We start from the raw sequence: 20262 nt of genomic DNA on the forward strand, positions 1-20262 counted from the left end.
TTGAGCATGTTTAGTTCGACTAATAGTTGATTTTCTTCAATGTAAAAGAGAAGACCGTCCGCTCATATGGTCTACTAGTTAATTGAATTTCTCCGTTCATCGCTTCAACCAGGCGTTTGGCAATCGTAAGGCCCAGTCCGCTGCCTTGTACCGCCTTATTGCGGGAGTCCTCCAGTGTGTACATACGTTCAAAAACCTTGTCCTGCTCAGATTCCTGTATGCCTTTGCCACGATCCCATACCTCTATACGCACCGTATCCTGCTGTTCCGATAGAGCCAGACCTAGCGTCCGTCCATCTGCCCCGTAGCGAATGGCATTCGAGATCAGATTGTTCAGCACCCGCGCAATCGCTCCTTCGTTCCCCAAGGCATGAATGGGGTGCTCCGGGATCTCAATATGCACAGTAAATCCCTGTGCGGTCAGCAGGTCATAAAACTCCAAAATGCTGCGTCTGCACAGTTCTCCCACTTCCAGTCGAGTCAACGGAATATCCGTATCATTAGCCTCCAGCTTCGCCAAGTTAAAAAAGCTGCCGATCAGCTCAATCGCTTCGCTTGTCTTTTGATGAATTTTGGATAGCAGCTTTATACGTTCTTCTGGCAAAATAGTCGGATCGCCATCTAGCATCTCGGCATATCCAAGCACAACCGTAAGCGGGGTCTTGAGATCGTGGGAAATGTTCGAAATCATTTTGCGCATGGCGATTTGGCTACGGTTGTAATCTGCAGACACTCTGAGATTCAAGTCCAGTAGTCGGTTAATTTCCGTCATGAGTCGTTGCAGTTCAACGTCACCTGTGACATATAGCAGCTTTTCCGCATGGTTCACCGTCACAATCCGCTCTAGTAGGGTTCGGATATCCTTTATTATGCGCTTATAGGCCATACGCTCCCGCCAAAACCATACTATAACGACTGACATGATGAGACCGACAATCCATTCAGAAATGTTTTCGATGTTCATATCAGCCATTCTCCCATTTGTAGCCAATGCCCCATAGCGTTTTAATGTGGACAGGATGAGAGGGATCTTCTTCGATTTTCTCACGTAGGCGGCGAATATGGACGTTAATCACGTTCTCGTCGCCCATATAATCGTCTTTCCAAATAAATCCGTATAATTGTGCTTTTGTAAATACCCGATTCGGATTGGCTACAAACAGCTTCAAAATATCGGACTCTTTGGCTGTTAGCTGAATTTCATTTTCATTGCGTATGACTGTAAAATGATCAAAATCAATGCGCAGACTGCCGTAGGTCAAAACTTGTGCTTGCGGCTGTTCCTCCTGCTGTTGCTGACGGGCATATGTAGTAGATCTGCGGATCGCGGACTGAATACGAGCGGTCATTTCCAGCATTGAAAAAGGTTTGGCAACATAATCGTCTGCCCCAAAGCCCAGTCCAAGCGCTTTATCCACATCGCTGTCCTTGGCTGACATAATCAGAATAGGTACGGCGCTGTGGGTACGGATTCGGCGGATCACCTCCATACCGTCCACCTTCGGCATCATCAAATCCACCAGTACCAGATCATAGGTATGACGTTCAAAGGCAAGAAGCCCCTCTTCCCCGTCATAGGCAGTGGTTAGACTGTATCCTTCCTTAGTGAGTGCTTTGAGTAGCATTTCGGCAATAGATAGATCGTCTTCAATAAGTAAAATATGTTGTGACATAGGTGTGGAACACCCCTAATTTTTAGATTAAGCTCGCGTGACGAACTGTACCTGAATTATATAGAGCAGTGGAGGGGATTTCCATAAAAAATATCCAAAGGGAAAATTAATGTGTCTGGTAATATATCATTCCCCTATATTATACTGAAAGAGTTTATAATCGGATGTTTGGAATACGGTGTTATAATATCCGGGACATGCCTCATGTAAGAGACTAGGTATGTCGAATCACGCTGCGGTACAGGACCGTCAATAAAGGAGAGCAACGATGTTTGTTATACGAGGAACACAAAAACTGCTGAAGGAATGGGAGACTGAACCACTTCAAGTTGATATTTATCCGCCTTTGAATAGTTGGCATGCCAGCTTGTTTTTACTTAATCGAAGAAAAAATATAGTGTTTATGCATGATATATCCCGCTTAAGCATCACGCTTTTTGGGATCAAAAAATCGCAGTACAACAACCTGCCAGTTCTTTTTGTGCAAGCTTTGAAGGAATTAATGATCAGTGAAGGCTTTGATGAGCAGATTGTAAAGGCATACACACAGGAAGGCGAGCAGATGCTGGCTACGACGACGAATAGTCATAGTGTAATGGGAACCTTGGATGAGATTATTTTTATCATGAAGGAACTGGATATGGAGCATGGGTGCGAGCTGGAAAAAAACCAGTGGAATAACCGGATTGTTTTCAAAACTGTTGAATACAAGTACCCTGTTGATGTTTTTAAAGAAATGCTAGAAAAGCATTATAAACTAGAGAGTATTTGAGAAATTTATGATTTTACCGAAATTAAGTTCCATTTATTCCCTCTGTCCTATATAATCTAATATAGTTCTAAAAGACTATATAAAGAGAGGTAAGGGGTAAATGAAAATTAAATTAAGAAATAAAACTGGAATGATCAAGGAACGCAAAGTAGGTTTTTCATGGACTACGCTCTTTTTCGGTTTTTTCCCTGCGTTGTTTAGAGGGGATTGGAAGTGGGCAGTTATTATTTTTCTGGTATCGATCCTTACGAGTGGGGCGTCCAACTTTGTATTTTGCTTCATTTATAACCGCTTACATATTAATGATCTGCTGTCCCAAGGCTATGGTCCTGCTACTAAGAAATCCCAAGCTATCCTGATTTCCAAGGGATTTATTGCTGAAAATTACGCTGCTAACTTTGCAGGTTAATTTGAGAGCTGCTTGTTAAACGAGACGTATCAAAAGAGCATCCACCAAAGTCCATGCGGGCGGGGAATGCTCTTTTTTTATAACTCACATGATAGCAACGCTTGCGATGAAATGAATCATAGCGCAATAAGCGGCACACTTTGGTAAAATAAAACGATACAGGGTTTGGCACCATCAGTCAGACTTATAAAACGGGGGGTACATAACGAAAGATGAAGAGGATTATTGATATAGCCAAAGAAGCAGGAATTGAAGAAGAACATTTGGAGACGTATGGAAAATATAAAGCGAAGCTGAACCCGTCCCTGTGGGAGCAGTTAAAGGATCGCCCGAATGGAAAGCTGGTGCTGGTTACGGCGATGAATCCCACGCCGGCAGGAGAAGGAAAAACGCTGACAACCATCGGGCTGTCACAGGCGCTGAATGCGCTGGGGCATAAAACCGTTGCTGCGTTGCGTGAGCCGTCCCTTGGCCCTTGCTTCGGCATGAAAGGAGGAGCAACCGGGGGAGGACAAGCCCAGATTGTTCCGGCAGAAGACATTAACCTGCATTTTACAGGTGATATTCACGCGATTTCAGCTGCGCATAATTTGCTGGCAGCGATGATCGATAACCATTTGTTTCATGGAAATGCTTTGCGGTTGAAACCGGAGCGGATCGTGTGGAAACGCGCTGTCGATATGAACGACCGGAGTTTACGAAATATTGTGACCGGATTGGGGTCAGGTAATGGAGCGGTGAGAGAAAGTGGCTTTCTGATTACCTCGGCTTCAGAAGTGATGGCGGTATTATGTTTAAGTGAAGATATGGACGATCTTAAAGTGCGATTGGGTCGGATGGTGATTGGTTATAACGTAGATGGCGAAACGGTAACAGCTGAGGAACTACATGCGGTGGAAGGTATGGCTGTGCTGCTTCGGGAAGCATTGAAACCCAATCTGGTGCAAACGTTGGAGGGAACTCCAGTTATTGTGCATGGCGGACCTTTTGCGAATATTGCGCATGGATGCAGTAGTTTGATCGGTACGAAGCTGGCCCTGAAGCTGGGAGAGGTGGTCGTTACGGAGGCTGGATTCGGGGCTGAGCTGGGGGCAGAAAAGTTTTTTGACATCAAGTGCCGTCAATCCGGTTTGCAGCCAGATGCGGCTTTGTTGGTCGTAACCGCCAAAGCGCTGAAATATAACGGCGGTGTAGCTAAAAATGAGCTGGACGCAGAAAATCTGGAGCAAATGCAACTTGGATTAGCCAACATGAACCGGCATGTACGGAATTTACAAAAGTTTGGCGTGCCAGTACTGGTGGCGGTCAACCATTTTGTAACAGATAGCGAAGCCGAGCTGGAACTAATATTTTCGGAATGCCGCAAGCTGGGTGTACCCGCAGAGCTGTCACAGGTGTGGGCACAGGGAAGCCAAGGGGGAGAAAAGCTAGCCCAAAGCCTGCTCAACCTGCTCCAGGAGGACAAAGCCCATTTTGCACCATTGTATGAGCATACACTTGATTTGCAAGCGAAAATTAGTGTCATTGCGAAGGAACTTTACGGTGCGGCAGAGGTAGCTTACACTCCTGCGGCCAAACGGGCGTTGGCCGGTATGGAGCAGCTTGGTTTTGGACAACTGCCTGTATGCATGGCCAAAACGCCGTATTCTTTCTCAGATCAACCTTCTCTGCTAGGTGCACCGGAGGGCTTTACCATTCACGTGTCCCGCGTTTCTTTGTCCGCAGGGGCAGGCTTTGTGGTCGTGGAAACAGGCAATACTATGACGATGCCAGGATTGCCCAAATCCCCAGCAGCTGAGCATATGTCGCTGGAGGCAGATGGGAGCATTCAAGGTCTAATGTAGTATCTTTAGAAAAATGGCAGCTTCTCAGGATGGAGTGCCAAGCAGTTTGGGCAGTGCAGTAAGCAGTTTTTGCCGGGTCATGGCATCGCTCCAGTTCCAGCGGTCAGCTTCTACGAAATATACCCGACCTTGACGTACAGCAGGAAGGCTGCGCCAGAGAGGGCTGCTGATCATACGTTCCAGCGTACGTTTGGATTCTGGAGCTGTTGGGACAAGCATAAAAATGCGGTCCCCGGCGTAATCAGGCAATTCGTTCGGATCTATTTCTGCGAAGCCTTGTTCCGCGTCGAGCACCTTTTGGATCAGCTCAACGGGCTGAAAGCCCTGTGGGTGGTAGAGGGCCGACGAGAATCCGGACATCCCCATGACAAAGAGCCGATCACCATGATCGAAGATGAAGACGGAGGCCGTTTCTCCGGCTGTGATTTGCGTACCGAGCTGCTGCCACATTGCCAGATTGCGGGCTGTAAAGGTAGACAACCAGCGTTCGGCCTCCCGCTCCTTACCGAGCCAGACGCCAAGTGTACGCATCCGTTCCTCCAGCGTGGCGAAGGAGTTGAAGGTGACGGTGGGAGCGATACTAGCAATGCGCTCATATTCCTGTTCATCCGAATTGGCGATGATAATTAGATCGGGATCAAGAGCGCTGGTCAAGCGAATATCCAGTGGAAGGCCCACATCGGCGACATTCACAAGACGATGTTTATAGACGCTGTATTCACTGAGTCGCAGACTTCCACCGATGGCTTTGGCCCCTAATGCCAATAGATCGCCCATCGTTTCTCCATGATAGATGATGCGGCTTGCTCGGCGCGGAATGTGAATATGGTGACCCGTCCAATCCTTGACGCGCACAGAACCGGAGACAGAAAGTGCGTACTTGCCAGGGGGAATCCCGGTCATTTGCCTAAACCGTCGATTAAAATAATATTCGTCAGAGAAACCAACCTGACGGGCAATTTCACGTAAAGGCCGTTTGCATTCCAGCAGCAGCCGCTTGGCATGGTTCAAGCGCAGCTCAGTGAGGTAATGCAGCGGCTTTTTGCCTGTAATTTTACGAAACAATTGGGAGTATTGCCATATGGAAACGTTCGCTTGTTCAGCGAGCTGCTTGACGGTAATGGGCTTTTCATAGTGGTTTTCCATATATGAAAGGGTACCTTCCACCGATGCTGGCAATGCCGGATTAGAGGTATTATTTTGATCAATATGGGTGTGGTCTTCCTGCCACAGCAAGAGCAACTCTTGAAACATGATTTGCTGCCGTAATACAGATGTTTGGTTATGCGGCTGTACCGTTTGTTGGGTACTATGAAATAACTCTTCAGTCAACTGAATAAGTTTGGAGGAAGAAGAGGCAATGTATTCGCGCGGTCCCGGCAGGACAGGTTCATGATATAGGGATGGCATACGTGCTGCGTGTTCAGCCAAGGCCATGTCCGCTTGTGGTTCTGATGGCAAAGCGATGACCTCAAACGTGATTTTGTAGTATTCGGGTACAGTTCCATTCAGGGGAGCGATTTGATAGGATTCACCTGGAGCTAGCCAATACCCATGACCTGTATGGGATAGATACTGCTCTGGGCCAATGTCCACCATACTTGTCCCACCGATGAATATAAGAAGACAGTGATATGAATTGGGACGTGATAATAATTCATCGGTAGGCTCACCAACCAACGCAATTTCTTTAAAATGAAAAAGCAGTGAGCTGAACGGGGGAGGATATACGGATGACGGAGACTGGTTCACGGTATTGCTCCTTTTATTGAGAATGGTTATCATGTATGTATAAGTATACCTCCTTTAGGTTCAACAAAAAAGAAGCCTATCAACAAGTGTCGATAAGCTTCTCCAATTTTTATTTGATGAGCTTGGGCAATTCCTCCAGCAGCCATTCTCGAGTGGAAGCATCACTTTCAGTTTTGCCAATATCCTGAGTGTACACACGTCCCTGTTTGACAGCAGGAAGCTGGAGCCACAGCTTGCTTTTCATTAACTGTTCGGTGGATTGTTGGGCTTCTGAACTTGGTGTTCTTAGTATGAAAATCCGATCTCCAGCGTATTGTCCGATCACTTCCTGAGATATTTGTACAAATCCTTTGTCCTCATCCAGTGCTTTCTGAATAAGAGGAGTAGGCTTGAAACCATTCTTTTCATACAGTATTTGTGACAGTCCTGTCCGTCCCATTGCGAATAAACGGTCGCCAGGATAGTAGGTAAACACTGAAGCAGTTTCCCCCGCCTTAACACCCTCTGCGTGAAGCTTGATCCACATCTCCGCTTCCTTTATTTTATATTGGGCAAGCCAATCTTCAGCAACCTTTTTCTTGTTCACAATGTCTCCGAGATGCAGCAAACGTTCGTTTAACGGGGCAAAGGTATCGAACATAATTGTAGGTGCAATTTTTGTTAACGCTGCGTATTGTTTTTCATCTGTATCGGCGGTAATGATCAGGTCAGGCTGTAGTTCCAAGGTTTTTTCCAAATTAATCGGGAACCCCAGATCGGCCACGTTCTGAACCTGCTTCTCATAAACCTTGCCCTCAATCATAGAAGTCGATGTACCTATAGCTTGTACGTCTAAAACCAATAGATCCCCATAGTTTTCTCCGAAGTAAGCAATGCGCCCAGGAGTCGTGGGAATGTTCACTGTATGTCTCTTATAGTCTGTGTAGTCACGAGTTGTGGCAGCTTCCGATGTTTTTGTAGATGCTGTTGTGTTGCTGCTTGCAGTCTGATTGTGAGATGCGCCGCATCCCAGTAGCAATGCCCCCATAAGAAAGAAAAGGCAGATCAGAGCAGTGTATTGTCGAGTAGAATTTTTGTTGATTGTCGAGTTCTTGTTGGTCATAGCAACCTCCGTATAATAGAATGATTCAGAATTTTGTAAATGAGAATTATTATCACAAAAGCAATGATAAGCGCTGGACCCTCAATACTCAATGGACAAACTTGGTCAATGAATCCGATTTTGTACAAAATAAGTCTCATGTGTTCTTAGCTCATTTCAGGTTTTTCAAATTTTATTGATTTGTCATTTTTTATGGTATAGAATATCGTTTTTATACATTTGAAAGGGGTTTTGAAATGGCATTGTTTATTACATATGTTTTACTAGGTTTCTCTATAGCACTACCTGTAGGTACAATTACCATTGAAATGACGAAGCAAGGGCTAAAGAATGGATTCATGCATGGATGGATTGTGGGCCTTGGGGGGATGACCGTCGATTTGTTATTAATCATTGGTTTATATTTTGGTCTGGCCTCAGTTTTGTCATTATCTGTTGTACAGGTGATCATGTGGTTCATTGGAGCTATATTTTTGTGCTACGTGGGTTACGACAGCATTAAAAATGCAGATCATGATATTGCGCTAGAAGGAGAGAAAAAGACGAAATCATTATTTTCTTCCTATAAAAATGGGCTGCTTGTAGCTGTTTCACCAGGAAATTTAGTGTTTTGGGTGAGTGTTTTTGGAACTGTGCTGGCAAGTTCATTTGATCGGTCAAATACAAGTCAGTTCTTGATTGTTGGCTTAGGTATTTTGTTTGGTATTCTTATCCATGATTTAGGCTTGATGATCCTTGTAGCGACAACACGAAAAGCGATGAATCGAACCGCCATCAAGTGGGTTACGATCAGTGCTGGTGTGGTCTTGATCGGTTTTTCTTTTTATTTCCTGTATGAATTTATGATCACTCTCCAAAAGATTTTATAGCATTACACAAGGATACGTTCAAGCTTGTCATGCCAGTCTGCATAAATCGAACAAGTCCTTCATAGACATGTACTAATTCATTTAAAACATGTGCTGAAGGGGTTGATGACATGCGCCGGATTTCATGGATGCTTGCCATGGTCATGTGTGTAACGCTGCTACTGGCCGGGTGCGGCAAGAAGAGCGCGGACGATGTGGTTAAAGATTTGAGTGACGTGGTGAGCGACCTGAACAGCTACCACGGTACAGCTTTGATGACGCTGCATACCGGCGACACGCCGCAGGAATACAAGGTTGATATTTCCTACCGCAAGCCGTCCTATTACCGAATTGCCATGACGAACGAGAAAAAGGATGTTACGCAAATTGTGCTTCGTAATGATGAGGGTGTATTTGTACTGACACCCAGCCTGAACAAAAGCTTCCGTTTCAAAAGCGACTGGCCAAACAATCAGGGTCAAGTATATTTATATGAAACGTTAGTTCGCAGCATTATCGGCGATGCCTCCCGTCAGTTGGCTACCGACGATAAATCCTATGTGTTTGATGTGGCAGCAAATTACAACAGCCATGCGCTGGTGAGACAAAAGATATGGCTGTCCAAAAATGACTATGCACCCACTCAGGTACAGGTGTCTGATGCGAATGCCAAGGTAGTTGTTGATCTGAAATTCGATCAATTTGCTTTTGATACGAAGTTTGACAAGGACTCCTTTGATATGGAGCGGAACATGGCTTCAGGTAAGACGAGTACGGGTAGCGAAGGGGCGCCATCTTCTGGAGCAGTAGATTCCAGCGGTCAGCTTGATCCTTCCGGTGCGGTGGATGGGACGACTGGCGTGACGTCTGGCGAACCCGGACAAGAGCAGGGAACAGCAGGGGATGCAGTCCAGCAGCCGTCAGGGGAAGCGAAGGTGGACGGTACTGCCACAAACGATACATCCAAACCGGACGCAGCAGCCAACGCAGAGGCGCAGCAACAAACCCCGGGCACATCGGATGCCGCAAACGGAACGTCAGCGGGAACAGATGCGGCAGAAGCTGTGATGGGTGAGTTCGGCTTGATCGAACCGTCCTACACGCCAGCCGGAGTGCAGATCAAGGATACGCCGGAGCTGGAGGATAATGGTACACATGCGGTGATGCTGCGGTATAGTGGAACGTATAACTATACCATTGTAGAGGCGCGTCCCAAAGATCGGGCGGTCGCACTGGCCGCAGGCGAACTGGTTGATATTGGAGGGAGCTTCGCCGTTCTGACCGGAGGCGAACAGCAGACGATGACCTGGATGAATGACGGAATCGAGTTCAGAATCACCAGTGCTGACCTGCCTGTGAGCGAAATGATACAAATTGCCGCTTCTATACAGGATCAATCGGGTAAATAAAACTTTATAGACGGATGCAGACGGTCTAGAGTGTAAAAATGCTCTGCTGCCGCCCGTATCCGTCTTTTGTTCATTCGCGGTCTAGGATGTGCACCGCTTGTATGTCGTGTTCATTGTAGAGGATGCTGGCAAACGTCTCCTGCCATTGACAGCCACGTTTTTGAACATTACCATTAACCTTTGGAAGCAAGAACTTTGCCACACTCCGAATGGTAAAAGGTTATGTTACAGGCTAACAATTGAAGAAGGTGACTGGATTTGCAAGCACAATACAGATCGACCCGGGCCGAAATCAACCTGGATCACCTTGGCGCCAACTATGAAGCTTTTCGCAAGGCATTGCCAGCGGATAAGCTGATACTGGTCTGTGTCAAGGCTAATGCCTACGGACACGGTGCCGTGGAAATTTCAAAGGAATTGGAACGCCTTGGTGCGGATTATTTGAGCGTCGCTTTTCTGGATGAAGCGTTGGAGCTTCGTCATGCGGGGGTTCAGCTACCGATTCTTGTACTCGGCTATACCTCACCGGAAGCTGTACAAACGGCTTGGGAGCATGATATCTCATTGACTGTGTTCAGTGAAGAAGTGCTGGAGGGTATCCGCAGACTGGACCGCCAAGGAAACGAACGCAAGCTGAAGGTGCACATCAAAATAGACAGCGGCATGGGAAGACTGGGTTTGCTGCCTGGAGAAGAGGCTATGGCTTTTGTCCGGCAGGCTCACGAATTAGAGCAGGTGCTGCTGGAAGGCATGTACACCCATTTTGCCCGCGCGGATGAAGAAGACAAAAGCTATACACTGCTACAATATGATCGGTTTCGGGGCGTGGCGGAAGCGCTAAGGGAACAAGGTATCACCATTCCCATTATACATACGGGCAATAGCGCCGCCACCATTGATACCCCTTCTCTTTCCCCCAATATGGTGCGGATTGGTATCAGTATATACGGTCTGTATCCGTCTGATGAGGTTAATCGGCAAGCCATTGAGCTGCTGCCTGTATTGTCATTGAAGACGGCGGTGGTTTACACCAAAACGCTTCCTCCCGGCTGGGGAGTTAGTTATGGCACCAGGTATGTAACCTCCAGTGAAGAACGGATCGGTACACTGCCAATCGGCTATGCGGATGGATACTCCCGCATGCTGAGTGGGAAGATCGAAGTGTTGATACGCGGTCGCCGCGTCCCGGTACTCGGTACGATTTGCATGGACCAGTGTATGGTATCCTTACAATCTTTCGCAGAAGATGCGGAAGAAATCCAAACCGGCGAAGAGGTTGTTCTCATCGGCCAGCAGTCCGGCGAAACTATCGCGGCGGATGAGCTGGCATCCAAGCTTGGTACGATCCACTATGAGGTGATCTGCATGATCGCAGACAGGGTACCGCGTGTATACACACGAGGTCATGTTCCTGTTGTTCGAGTGAACTCGCTTCTTCCAACCCGCTGGAATTAATTTCATAACGCAAATTACCGAATAAAAGCAGGAGTTTTCGCAGAACGTCCCGAAATATGTACAAAGGAAAGAAAAGAGCGCTATAACTGTCAAAAGACGCATCAGGCTCCGCTGACACTTGTATTTCGGGGATCAAACGCCTGTACGAAAACGAACTGCGTAGTTTATAATGGAATGCAGCATAGATGATATACGAATATCATATACATTCTCTTGTATTCCGTTTGAATAAATTACCGGGAATAACGTTATAATGGTACAATGGCGACAAGGTTTTGGGGGTGGAAGAGAAGTTGGCCAATTTGCAGAACACCAAAAGAATAATGATCAGTTTGCCAGATCATCTCTTGCAGGAAGTGGACGGGATCGTAGCTATGGAAAATTCCAACCGCAGTGAATTTATCAGGCAGGCCATGAAGCTGTATGTAGGCGAACGTAAAAAACGTTACATTCGTGAAGCTATGCAGCGTGGATACATGGAAATGGCTAAAATTAACTTAACCATGGCATCCGAAGCCTTTCACGCGGAGGAAGATGCAAACAGCACCTTGGGCCGTACAGTTAGCGGGGTGTAATCCATATTGATCGTAAAGCGCGGCGACGTTTTTTTTGCAGACCTTTCACCCGTAGTCGGTTCCGAGCAAGGTGGCGTCAGACCTGTGCTGATCATTCAAAATGATATCGGCAACCGGTTTAGTCCTACTGTGATCGTAGCAGCCATCACCGCCCAGATTCAGAAGGCAAAGCTGCCTACACACGTGGAAATCGACGCGGCGACGCATGGCTTTGATCGTGATTCTGTTGTTCTTCTGGAGCAAATTCGGACGATCGACAAGCAAAGGCTTACCGACAAAATCACCCATTTAGATGAAGAAACCATGCGCAAAGTGAGCGATTCGCTACAAATCAGTCTCGGTTTGATTGATTTTTAGCGTGATGGAACGACGAGTGAAACGGGAAAAGGGCAGCGCTTGGGCGCTGCCCTTTTGCGTGTCCAATGAAAAATGCAGGTAGGGCTTGCTTTAACGTCACCTGCTGGCGCTTTGAATCTTTTTTTGTGATAATGAAAGACATGGTGTACGACAAGAGCTGTGAGGAAGAAGGGATAGGTTTGTCTAACGAGGAAACGAAGACGGAAATCCGGCAGGAGCCGAACGAAGCAGAACGCCAAGAGCGGATTGTCAAACAAGTGGCGAGAGAGCTGTCGCTGGCACTCAAGCAAATCCGGACAACGATCAGTTTGTTGGATGAAGGGAATACAATTCCTTTTATCGCGCGTTATCGTAAGGAAATGACAGGAGAGCTGGATGAAAATCAGCTGCGTGAAATTGAAGATCGTGTGGTGTATTTGCGTAATCTGGAGGATCGTAAGGTAGAGGTCATCCGCATTATTGATGAGCAGGGCAAGCTGACGGAAGACCTGCAGACTGCTATCACCTCTGCGGTTAAACTTCAGGAAGTGGAGGATCTGTATCGTCCGTATCGGCAAAAACGCAAAACCCGCGCCAGTGTAGCGAAGGAACGGGGACTGGAGCCACTGTCCATCTGGATCTGGAGCCAGCCGAAACAGGGCGATGCTCTGAAAGAAGCCGAGTCTTATGTTAATGCGGAACTGGGAGTGGACAGCGCCGAGGCGGCCATCCAAGGAGCCTTGGACATTTTAGCTGAAAATATAGCGGATGATGCGGCTATTCGCCAATGGGTACGCCGATATACGCTGGACCATGGTATGTTGACCTCCGAAGCGAAGGACGCGGAGCAAGAATCCGTGTATGAAAACTACTACAGCTATCGTGAGCTCGCTAAGAAAATGCCACCTCACCGTATTCTGGCAATTAATCGCGGGGAGCGGGAAGGCATTCTTAAGGTTGGTCTTGAGGTGGCGCCAGATTCCATTTACAATTACGTGGCTGGCCAAGTGATTAAAGGATCGTCTGTCGTGCAAGATCTGCTGCGCAGTGTCATTGAGGATGCGTATAAAAGACTTATCGCGCCATCTATCGAGCGTGAAGTACGCGCTGAAATGACGGAGAAGGGCGAGCAGCAGGCCATCTCCATCTTTGCAGGCAACTTGCGCAGCCTGTTGCTACAGGCTCCGATCAAGGGCCGACGTGTGCTCGGTGTCGATCCGGCCTATCGGACAGGCTGTAAGCTGGCGGTTGTCGATGACACCGGCAAGCTGCTCGAAGTGGCTGTGACGTATCCGACACCGCCGAATAACAAGAAGCGCGAGGCTGCTGAAAAGTTCAAGCAGCTAATTGCCCAATATGGTATCGAATTGATTGTCATTGGTAACGGAACCGCTTCGCGCGAGACAGAGCAATTTGTAGCGGAAGTCATTGCGGACATTGGTGACAGCAGTCTAGCGTATCTGATCGTCAATGAGGCGGGCGCGAGCGTATACTCTGCCTCCAAGCTGGCACAGGAGGAATTTCCCGATTTGGACGTGGCTGAGCGCAGTGCGGCTTCCATCGCACGTCGTGTGCAGGACCCGCTGGCTGAGCTGGTCAAAATTGAGCCGAAGGCTATTGGTGTAGGCCAATACCAGCATGATGTGTCGCAGAAACATCTGGATGAAAGCTTAAAGGACGTTGTCGAATCAGCCGTTAACCATGTCGGTGTGGATGTGAATACGGCTTCCTCTGCGCTGTTATCCTATGTAGCGGGGATCAATGCGACGATTGCCAAAAACATCGTTAAGTACCGTGAGGAAAACGGTAAATTCAGCAACCGTCGTCAGTTGCAGAAGGTGCCGCGTCTTGGTGCAAAAACCTACGAGCAATCTGTAGGCTTTATCCGTATACCGGGTGGAGAAAATCCGCTGGACCGTACACCGATTCACCCTGAATCGTATGCTGTCGTAGACCGCCTGTTGGCGGAACTGAACATCAGCGCCCACGATCTGGGTACTAAGACTGCAATGGAAGCACTGAGCGTGTCCAACATTGACGAATTGGCTGCAAAGCTTGAAGTCGGCGTGCCAACACTGAAGGATATTCTGGACAGTCTCCAGCGTCCGGGCCGTGACCCGCGTGACGAGCTGCCGTTGCCTGTATTCCGCAAGGATGTGCTGAAGATCGAGGATCTCTCACCGGGTATGGAGCTTCAGGGAACCGTCCGCAATGTCATTGATTTCGGCGCATTTGTCGATATCGGTATTAAAAGTGACGGGTTGGTTCATATTTCACAGCTGCGCAGTGGCTTCGTAAAGCATCCGATGGATGTCGTATCTGTCGGTGATAACGTGACGGTGTGGGTGTTAAATGTTGATTTGAAAAAAGGCAGGGTTGGTCTGACGATGAAACCTCCTGCAGAGGCGCAATCGCAGGCATAATACTTTAAATAAAGCTGTACAACCTTCTTGTGAAGGTATAACAAAAGCCGGAATCTCCGAACTGATCGGAGATTCCGGCTTTCATTTTTGGATGCCTTAGCTTCTAACCGTTGTTGGCATCGAACTCCACGCCAGGTGCTTTATGATAAAAAAACCAACAATCGTTCAACAGTTTAATTTGGCGCCGGTCCTTTTTGTAAAAGGCCCGCATGAGCTGGTTGCTGAGCCATTGAGGCAAGCCGATCTCCTCCTCTGCGTTACTTCTGTATGTTTAGCATATGGGGTGGGTACCTAAAGTGTGCTTATGAATTGGGGGTTAGACTTCGGTCATTATTTTATAATATGCTTGTCAGTAAGGAGCAAAGGAGGAGAGACTGTTAGGATGGAGTCCAAGTCCCTGAGCAATTCAATGAACCATTCAATGAGCCGTTCTATGAGTAATGAAGAGCTTCAAGAATGGGTAGAGCGCATTTCGCTGGAGAGCTTCGGTGTGCCGTTTCGACATCAAGCCACCTTTAATGCGCGCCTGTCTTCCACAGGCGGTAGGTATTTTATGAAAAGTCATCATATTGAAATTAATCCACATCAACTCGCAGCTTACGGACGTTCTAAGGTGGAGAAAATTATTAAGCATGAGCTGTGCCATTATCATTTACATTTGCGAGGGATGGGCTATCAGCATCGAGATGCTGACTTCAAAGCATGGCTTGCCCGTGTAGGAGGGAGCAGGCATTGTCAGACTCTGCCAGGAAGAACGGAACGTAAGCCTCAGCCTTATCGTTACAAGCTAGTATGCGTTTCCTGTAAACAGGAGTATATGCGCAAGCGTAAGATGAATCCTCAGCGGTATCGCTGTGGGAAGTGTGGAGGTAAGCTTCGCCTGTTGGCACTTGACGGCACCCCCTGAATCATGGTAAATTAACCATACTGTATGATAATTTACAGTAATGTTCCCTGATAGCTCAGTTGGTAGAGCACTCGACTGTTAATCGAGTTGTCACAGGTTCGAGTCCTGTTCGGGGAGCCATGGAGAGGTACCCAAGTGGCTATAAGGGGACCCTCTGCTAAGGGGTTAGGCTGCGAAAGCGGTGCGAGGGTTCGAATCCCTCTCTCTCCGTTGGTATTTTAAGCAGAAAAAGGACGCTCGTATGCATTGTAATGATGCTTGCGAGCGTCCTTTTCGTCTATATCTGCTTTGAGAATAACGGTGGACTGAAATCGTTTAAATGGAGAGGCGGACGTGCTTCGTACAGCATGAAGCGACGTTAGCCTGTCTTGTACGCAGCCAATAACTTCTATTTCACGCTGTCAGCCTCGACTGTCTTGAGTATGTTCAACAGAGCATGAGCGACGCCATCTTCTGCATTAGTCAGAGTCACTTCGGAGCAGACGGCCTTGATGTCGTCTTTTGCATTGCCCATGGCAATGCCTGTTCCTGCCATCGTCAGCATGGAGATATCGTTGTAGCTGTCCCCAATCGCTACGGCTTCCTGCATGGGAATGCTCAGATGATTCGCCAGATAACGCAATGCATTACCTTTAGACGCATCCCTATGCTCGACTTCAAAGTTACGGTCTGAAGAGATGACCATGTTCAGGCCCTGAAAACCTCGGTAACGTTCACGGCCCCAATCCAATTTGGCTTGATCAAAGGAGAAACAGAGCACGTTATAAATCTCTACATCCAGTGGAATGTCCTCATATGAAGCGATGCGGGTATGTCCGGTCTGTTCATATTGTTTTTCAGCTGCATGTAATAAAGTATCCAGCGAAATATCCGGGTTGGAGCTCAGCAAGCGGTCCATTTCAACAGCAAGCAGCTGGTGTCCGTTTTGTGGAGAATAAATAGCGCGGTCTGTCATGACCTCATAGTAAAAGTCGTTGTCATGCAGCCAGCTCAGCACTTCAAACGTTTCACTGCGGCCCATAGGAGTAGAGGTTAACTGACGACGATGCACATCGTGTACGGTTGCGCCGTTTGCTCCAATGACGGGAGTTACAAGCTCTGCTTCCTCTAGCTTTGTCCAGGCGTCATAAGCGGCTCTACCAGTGGCAATTGTCACCTGAACGCCTTGCTGCTGTGCTTGGCGTATAGCCTCCGCGTTCACTTTGCTTATTTTTCCTTCCTCGTTCAGCAGTGTTCCATCCATATCAATCGCAAACAGTTTCATTTCTCCCCAGCTCCTGTCTTTCGATATCTCTGTGATAAGTCTTGAGTTCTAGCTAATCGGTTTCGTATTTTATGAGGGTACAACAACTTCCACATCATAATGTTGCAAAATTTCCAGCATCGCTGGTTCTGGCAATCTGTCGGTGATCACGATATTAACTTCAGACAGATCGGCAAAACGATATGGAAAATTGATTCCGAATTTCGAATGGTCTGCAAGGACGATCACCTGATCTGCCTGTTTCATCATTTGATGCTTCAACATACCGTCTTCTTCATGAATCAGGCTTAGTCCGTGGGCTGATATACCACCAATCCCGATAAAGGCTTTGTCTACAAAATAGTGAGACAAAGTGGCGATCACGGAGGAGCCATATACATATCGGTGTTCTTTTTGCAGGCGGCCTCCCAACAGATGTATGGAGACACCGTCTTTTCCAGATAGCACGTCAGCCTGATTGATTGAATTGGTGATGACCGAACATTCCTGCACATTCAGTCTTTCTGCACACGCCTGTACGGTGGTAGAGGAATCCAATATAATACGATCCTTATCTCGTACCATGCTGGCAGCCAGTTGTCCGATCACTTGTTTCTCCTCGGATACAGTAAGTAGTCTTTCATTATAATTTCCAATTGGATCGTGATGAAGTGTAGGTAGAAGAGCGCCGCCGCGGGTGCGAATAATTTTTTGATGCTCTTCAAGTTTTACGAGGTCTCGACGGGCCGTATCTCGTGAAACATTAAAAAATTCACAAATATCATCCACCGAAATACGCTTATGAAGCTGTAAGTAATCAACGATTTTTAACATTCGTTCTTCCTGATACATAAAAAGCTCCTCTAATATATAATTATTTCGGTATCTCGTAAGTGATTATAAGTAAATTCAAGTGATATTGCAATCGTTTATCGCTATTTTCAGGATTTTAGTGATTTTAGATAAGGCATTGTAAGTGAATGCGAATTTTGTACTTATAAAAACTGCTTTTTTAAAAATTTTAGAAATAAGTATTGCCATCCGTTATTCTATTTGGTATACTCTTTCTTGTCGCCAAGTTGGCGTATAATAATAAGGCCCGTTGGTCAAGGGGTTAAGACACCTCCCTTTCACGGAGGTAACAGGGGTTCGAATCCCCTACGGGTCATTGTTGTCTTTATAGACTACATGTTGCATGCTTAAGGGAAATTCCTGAGGTCTGGTCTAATGGCGGACAGCTTGGATGAACAGCATGAGCCATTAGCTCAGTTGGTAGAGCACCTGACTTTTAATCAGGGTGTCGAAGGTTCGAGTCCTTCATGGCTCACCATTTATATTTTGTTATGCGGTCGTGGTGGAATGGCAGACACGCTATCTTGAGGGGGTAGTGAGCGTACGCTCGTGGAGGTTCGAGTCCTCTCGACCGCATCAATGGAATAAACGGAAAAGTCTCTCGCGGTAGAGGCTTTTTTTATTTGTGTAGTGATGTAATAAAGTAATGATTATGATGAAATAATGATTCCATAGTATAATATAATGCCATAATGTTATAGAATGATAAGTATAAACTTATGAAGTGACGGTGAAAAATATGGACACTCAACTGTTAGGAAATATATCAGAAAATATTTTGGGCTTGTTTCCGATTGTGAAGAAGAAATTTTTCACCTACGGTCCGCTCGATTTCCCATTACACTTGTCGCCTAATAACTTTCAAGTGCTCATGCTTCTGCGTGAAGTGCGTTCGTCTACAGTATCCGATTTGTCCAAACAACTTAATGTCTCACGTCCAAACATGACTCCTCTTCTGGATAAGTTGGTGGAGCATGGGTTGGCTGACCGCCAATCGTGTGATTCGGATCGCAGAGTCGTGAATGTGGCGATTACACAGGAAGGCGATGCTTTTTGTGAACAGGTATTTCATACCTTCTCCAATAAAATTCAAGAAAGACTGGTGTATTTGCCAGAAGAAGATTTATTGCATCTGAGTGAAACTTTGAATGAATTGAAGCATATCTTACTTAAAATCGACAACTCTGCTACGTGATTGGCGTAAGTGAACTGGCTTAAAGACCGCCCTTTCTTCGGAAAACAGGCGGTTTTTGTTGCGTGTTGTGGTATAATGGAAACCAACATACATAATTCGGTAATTTTAGCATACGTGATCTTTGAAATGGGAACAGAGAACATGATATCGTTATTTGAGAGCCTGCTAGGGAGGAAGGAACTTCTATGCAATCTATTTACCATCGCATTGAGGAACTCATCAAGGAACGGGGAATGACGAAAAAGGCGTTCTGCCAGCAGTTAGGCATTAGTACAGGGAACTTCGGGGATTGGAAAAGAGGAAAAACGACGCCGGGCACGAATAAACTCATTGAAATTGCTTCGTTTTTTGATGCCAGTCTGGATTGGATCATGCTGGGTCGAGATGTACAGGGTGAGGTGCTAAAGGAGTCGCAAGACCCTTATTTTTTTGGCGCTTCAGGGCAACTGAATTGCCAGGGGGAACCGCTTAGTGAGGCGGAAAGAAATTTTATACTTGAGTATATTGAATTTACCCGCTTTCGTAAAGAGAAAAACCAGCGCAATTCTACTATGAGGTAATGGTTGCTTAGGATTTGATGAGGATTACTAATGAGTAAGGCTTGAAAAATGAAAATTATTTCAGAAAAAGTTACTGTGTCGGAGGGGAAACATTTTGGGAGATCAAACTATTTATCAGCGGATTGAAGCTTTGATTAAGGATCGCGGAATGACCAAGAAGGCATTTTGTGAAAAACTTAAAATCAGTTCAGGGAATCTCGGTGATTGGAGAAGGGGTAAAACAACGCCGGGTACCACCCATTTGATTCAGATTTCGGACTTTTTTAATGTATCGCTCGATTGGTTAATGAAAGGGATTAAGCCAGGAGAAGGCGTACTTCAGGAGCAGAAGGCTGCTTATTTTTTTGGAGTGATGGGGCCACTGAATTGCCAGGCAGAAGATCTTGAGACGGAAGAACAGAATTTTATTTTAGAATATGTTGAATTTGCAAAATACCGTAAGCAAAAAAGTGAGAAGGATAAAACAAAGCCGGAATAATTTTTTGGCTAAAGATCGTCTGGGTTGAAGACCCGTAAACGAACGAGTGGGGTTCGCTTTACGGGTCTATTTGGTTTCTTGGTGATATGGAATGACCTATATGTAACTGGAATGCTTGTTAGGTTTAGAGTGCGGTGCCTCCTTATAGTCATTATCGTCGATGTTCAGAATTGCAGCAACTTGTTTTCTGTACCTTTGTGCTTTGCGGGTGCCGTGAATCAGATTGGACAAGCGTGAAGGCGGAATATTGTGTGTCTCACAAAATGTTTTCTGATCCAGTCGAAGTTCGACAAGCCGTTGTTTGATGGCCCACCCGAAGGAGGTGACAGGCATTTTGTTATTCAAGAGAAATCGCCCCTTACGGATTCTTGCGGAATAATTGGTGTGTTATAATAATCATCAGTAAACATGTTAGAATTAACCATCTAA

Annotated in this window: 21 protein-coding genes and 5 tRNA genes; 18 read left to right on the forward strand and 8 right to left on the reverse strand. The window is 46.5% G+C overall.

The window, feature by feature from the left end; genetic code table 11:
* Positions 1-19: 19 nt before the first annotated feature.
* Both ACM1ND_RS06720 and ACM1ND_RS06725 read right to left on the reverse strand, forming a co-directional pair.
* Entirely contained in the window at positions 20-964 is a 945-nt protein-coding gene (locus ACM1ND_RS06720) for a sensor histidine kinase (protein ID WP_418027355.1), read from the reverse strand.
* Position 965: 1 nt separating this feature from the next.
* A complete protein-coding gene (locus ACM1ND_RS06725) occupies positions 966-1673 on the reverse strand; it encodes a response regulator transcription factor (RefSeq protein ID WP_023987588.1) in 708 nt (235 codons plus the stop codon).
* A gap of 268 nt (positions 1674-1941) precedes the next feature.
* Here ACM1ND_RS06725 and ACM1ND_RS06730 point away from each other — a divergent pair, with 268 nt between their 5' ends.
* The 3 genes from ACM1ND_RS06730 (at position 1942) to ACM1ND_RS06740 (ending at position 4698) form a co-directional block, all read left to right on the forward strand.
* Entirely contained in the window at positions 1942-2445 is a 504-nt protein-coding gene (locus ACM1ND_RS06730) for a DUF6933 domain-containing protein (RefSeq protein WP_023987589.1), read from the forward strand.
* A gap of 100 nt (positions 2446-2545) precedes the next feature.
* On the forward strand, positions 2546-2854 hold the full coding sequence (locus ACM1ND_RS06735) for a hypothetical protein (RefSeq protein WP_013309242.1): 309 nt from the start codon (positions 2546-2548) through the stop codon (positions 2852-2854).
* 212 nt (positions 2855-3066) lie between these two features.
* A complete protein-coding gene (locus ACM1ND_RS06740) occupies positions 3067-4698 on the forward strand; it encodes a formate--tetrahydrofolate ligase (protein ID WP_053324894.1) in 1632 nt (543 codons plus the stop codon).
* 24 nt (positions 4699-4722) lie between these two features.
* Here ACM1ND_RS06740 and ACM1ND_RS06745 read toward each other — a convergent pair whose 3' ends face one another.
* Positions 4723-6450, reverse strand: a complete 1728-nt coding sequence (locus tag ACM1ND_RS06745) for an ABC transporter substrate-binding protein (protein ID WP_418027358.1) — start codon at positions 6448-6450, stop codon at positions 4723-4725.
* A 109-nt stretch (positions 6451-6559) separates the two neighbouring features.
* Entirely contained in the window at positions 6560-7552 is a 993-nt protein-coding gene (locus tag ACM1ND_RS06750) for an ABC transporter substrate-binding protein (protein WP_418027360.1), read from the reverse strand.
* Between the two features lie 236 nt (positions 7553-7788).
* On the opposite strand from ACM1ND_RS06750, the gene ACM1ND_RS06755 reads away from it, so the two are divergent.
* From ACM1ND_RS06755 to ACM1ND_RS06780, 6 genes are all read left to right on the forward strand, one after another.
* Positions 7789-8421: a LysE family translocator gene (locus ACM1ND_RS06755; protein ID WP_023987593.1), complete on the forward strand. Its 633-nt coding sequence runs from the start codon at positions 7789-7791 to the stop codon at positions 8419-8421.
* A gap of 110 nt (positions 8422-8531) precedes the next feature.
* Positions 8532-9809: a DUF4367 domain-containing protein gene (locus ACM1ND_RS06760; RefSeq protein WP_418027362.1), complete on the forward strand. Its 1278-nt coding sequence runs from the start codon at positions 8532-8534 to the stop codon at positions 9807-9809.
* 258 nt (positions 9810-10067) lie between these two features.
* Positions 10068-11264 (forward strand): alanine racemase, encoded by a 1197-nt coding sequence (gene alr, locus ACM1ND_RS06765; RefSeq protein WP_028543050.1) that lies wholly within the window; start codon positions 10068-10070, stop codon positions 11262-11264.
* Between the two features lie 293 nt (positions 11265-11557).
* On the forward strand, positions 11558-11839 hold the full coding sequence (locus ACM1ND_RS06770; RefSeq protein WP_007429334.1) for a CopG family ribbon-helix-helix protein: 282 nt from the start codon (positions 11558-11560) through the stop codon (positions 11837-11839).
* 6 nt (positions 11840-11845) lie between these two features.
* Entirely contained in the window at positions 11846-12196 is a 351-nt protein-coding gene (locus tag ACM1ND_RS06775; RefSeq protein WP_007429335.1) for a type II toxin-antitoxin system PemK/MazF family toxin, read from the forward strand.
* Between the two features lie 179 nt (positions 12197-12375).
* Positions 12376-14598, forward strand: a complete 2223-nt coding sequence (locus ACM1ND_RS06780) for a Tex family protein (RefSeq protein ID WP_071559018.1) — start codon at positions 12376-12378, stop codon at positions 14596-14598.
* Positions 14599-14701: 103 nt separating this feature from the next.
* Here the strand turns inward: ACM1ND_RS06780 and cmpA are convergent, their stop codons facing one another.
* Entirely contained in the window at positions 14702-14836 is a 135-nt protein-coding gene (cmpA, locus tag ACM1ND_RS06785; RefSeq protein WP_007429337.1) for a cortex morphogenetic protein CmpA, read from the reverse strand.
* A gap of 144 nt (positions 14837-14980) precedes the next feature.
* Between cmpA and ACM1ND_RS06790 the strand changes: the two genes are divergently transcribed.
* The 3 genes from ACM1ND_RS06790 (at position 14981) to ACM1ND_RS06800 (ending at position 15715) form a co-directional block, all read left to right on the forward strand.
* Positions 14981-15505, forward strand: coding sequence for a SprT family protein (locus ACM1ND_RS06790; protein ID WP_418027365.1), 525 nt, complete (start codon positions 14981-14983; stop codon positions 15503-15505).
* 44 nt (positions 15506-15549) lie between these two features.
* Positions 15550-15625, forward strand: a tRNA-Asn gene (locus ACM1ND_RS06795).
* Between the two features lies 1 nt (position 15626).
* Positions 15627-15715: transfer RNA gene (locus tag ACM1ND_RS06800), tRNA-Ser, on the forward strand.
* A gap of 178 nt (positions 15716-15893) precedes the next feature.
* Here the strand turns inward: ACM1ND_RS06800 and ACM1ND_RS06805 are convergent.
* Together ACM1ND_RS06805 and ACM1ND_RS06810 are read right to left on the reverse strand one after the other, a co-directional pair.
* The gene (locus tag ACM1ND_RS06805) at positions 15894-16769 is read right to left on the reverse strand and encodes a Cof-type HAD-IIB family hydrolase (RefSeq protein ID WP_028543047.1); all 876 of its coding nucleotides are present in this window, start codon (positions 16767-16769) and stop codon (positions 15894-15896) included.
* 69 nt (positions 16770-16838) lie between these two features.
* The gene (locus tag ACM1ND_RS06810; RefSeq protein ID WP_068939853.1) at positions 16839-17600 is read right to left on the reverse strand and encodes a DeoR/GlpR family DNA-binding transcription regulator; all 762 of its coding nucleotides are present in this window, start codon (positions 17598-17600) and stop codon (positions 16839-16841) included.
* Between the two features lie 244 nt (positions 17601-17844).
* Between ACM1ND_RS06810 and ACM1ND_RS06815 the strand changes: the two genes are divergently transcribed.
* From ACM1ND_RS06815 to ACM1ND_RS06840, 6 genes are all read left to right on the forward strand, one after another.
* Positions 17845-17916, forward strand: a tRNA-Glu gene (locus tag ACM1ND_RS06815).
* Between the two features lie 86 nt (positions 17917-18002).
* A tRNA-Lys gene (locus tag ACM1ND_RS06820) sits at positions 18003-18078 on the forward strand.
* Between the two features lie 15 nt (positions 18079-18093).
* Positions 18094-18176, forward strand: a tRNA-Leu gene (locus tag ACM1ND_RS06825).
* A gap of 163 nt (positions 18177-18339) precedes the next feature.
* On the forward strand, positions 18340-18795 hold the full coding sequence (locus ACM1ND_RS06830) for a MarR family winged helix-turn-helix transcriptional regulator (RefSeq protein ID WP_023987598.1): 456 nt from the start codon (positions 18340-18342) through the stop codon (positions 18793-18795).
* A 185-nt stretch (positions 18796-18980) separates the two neighbouring features.
* On the forward strand, positions 18981-19355 hold the full coding sequence (locus ACM1ND_RS06835) for a helix-turn-helix domain-containing protein (RefSeq protein ID WP_069079636.1): 375 nt from the start codon (positions 18981-18983) through the stop codon (positions 19353-19355).
* Positions 19356-19449: 94 nt separating this feature from the next.
* Complete coding sequence (locus tag ACM1ND_RS06840) at positions 19450-19833, forward strand: helix-turn-helix domain-containing protein (protein ID WP_013309253.1); 384 nt, start codon at positions 19450-19452, stop codon at positions 19831-19833.
* A gap of 96 nt (positions 19834-19929) precedes the next feature.
* Here the strand turns inward: ACM1ND_RS06840 and ACM1ND_RS06845 are convergent, their stop codons facing one another.
* Positions 19930-20178 (reverse strand): hypothetical protein, encoded by a 249-nt coding sequence (locus ACM1ND_RS06845; RefSeq protein WP_013309254.1) that lies wholly within the window; start codon positions 20176-20178, stop codon positions 19930-19932.
* Positions 20179-20262: the final 84 nt, after the last annotated feature.

Origin of the sequence: Paenibacillus sp. JJ1722, from assembly GCF_048282685.1 — a bacterium.
Taxonomy (GTDB): domain Bacteria; phylum Bacillota; class Bacilli; order Paenibacillales; family Paenibacillaceae; genus Paenibacillus; species Paenibacillus polymyxa_B.

Excerpts from the sequence above, each read along its gene's own strand:
- ACM1ND_RS06755 (WP_023987593.1), top strand. The coding sequence starts at position 7,789 with ATGGCATTGTTTATTACATATGTTTTACTAGGTTTCTCTATAGCACTA.
- ACM1ND_RS06835 (WP_069079636.1), top strand. The coding sequence starts at position 18,981 with ATGCAATCTATTTACCATCGCATTGAGGAACTCATCAAGGAACGGGGA.
- ACM1ND_RS06730 (WP_023987589.1), top strand. The coding sequence starts at position 1,942 with ATGTTTGTTATACGAGGAACACAAAAACTGCTGAAGGAATGGGAGACT.
- ACM1ND_RS06805 (WP_028543047.1), bottom strand. The coding sequence starts at position 16,769 with ATGAAACTGTTTGCGATTGATATGGATGGAACACTGCTGAACGAGGAA.
- ACM1ND_RS06790 (WP_418027365.1), top strand. The coding sequence starts at position 14,981 with ATGGAGTCCAAGTCCCTGAGCAATTCAATGAACCATTCAATGAGCCGT.
- ACM1ND_RS06740 (WP_053324894.1), top strand. The coding sequence starts at position 3,067 with ATGAAGAGGATTATTGATATAGCCAAAGAAGCAGGAATTGAAGAAGAA.
- ACM1ND_RS06810 (WP_068939853.1), bottom strand. The coding sequence starts at position 17,600 with ATGTATCAGGAAGAACGAATGTTAAAAATCGTTGATTACTTACAGCTT.
- ACM1ND_RS06720 (WP_418027355.1), bottom strand. The coding sequence starts at position 964 with ATGAACATCGAAAACATTTCTGAATGGATTGTCGGTCTCATCATGTCA.
- ACM1ND_RS06750 (WP_418027360.1), bottom strand. The coding sequence starts at position 7,552 with ATGACCAACAAGAACTCGACAATCAACAAAAATTCTACTCGACAATAC.
- ACM1ND_RS06830 (WP_023987598.1), top strand. The coding sequence starts at position 18,340 with ATGGACACTCAACTGTTAGGAAATATATCAGAAAATATTTTGGGCTTG.
- ACM1ND_RS06725 (WP_023987588.1), bottom strand. The coding sequence starts at position 1,673 with ATGTCACAACATATTTTACTTATTGAAGACGATCTATCTATTGCCGAA.
- ACM1ND_RS06760 (WP_418027362.1), top strand. The coding sequence starts at position 8,532 with ATGCGCCGGATTTCATGGATGCTTGCCATGGTCATGTGTGTAACGCTG.
- ACM1ND_RS06735 (WP_013309242.1), top strand. The coding sequence starts at position 2,546 with ATGAAAATTAAATTAAGAAATAAAACTGGAATGATCAAGGAACGCAAA.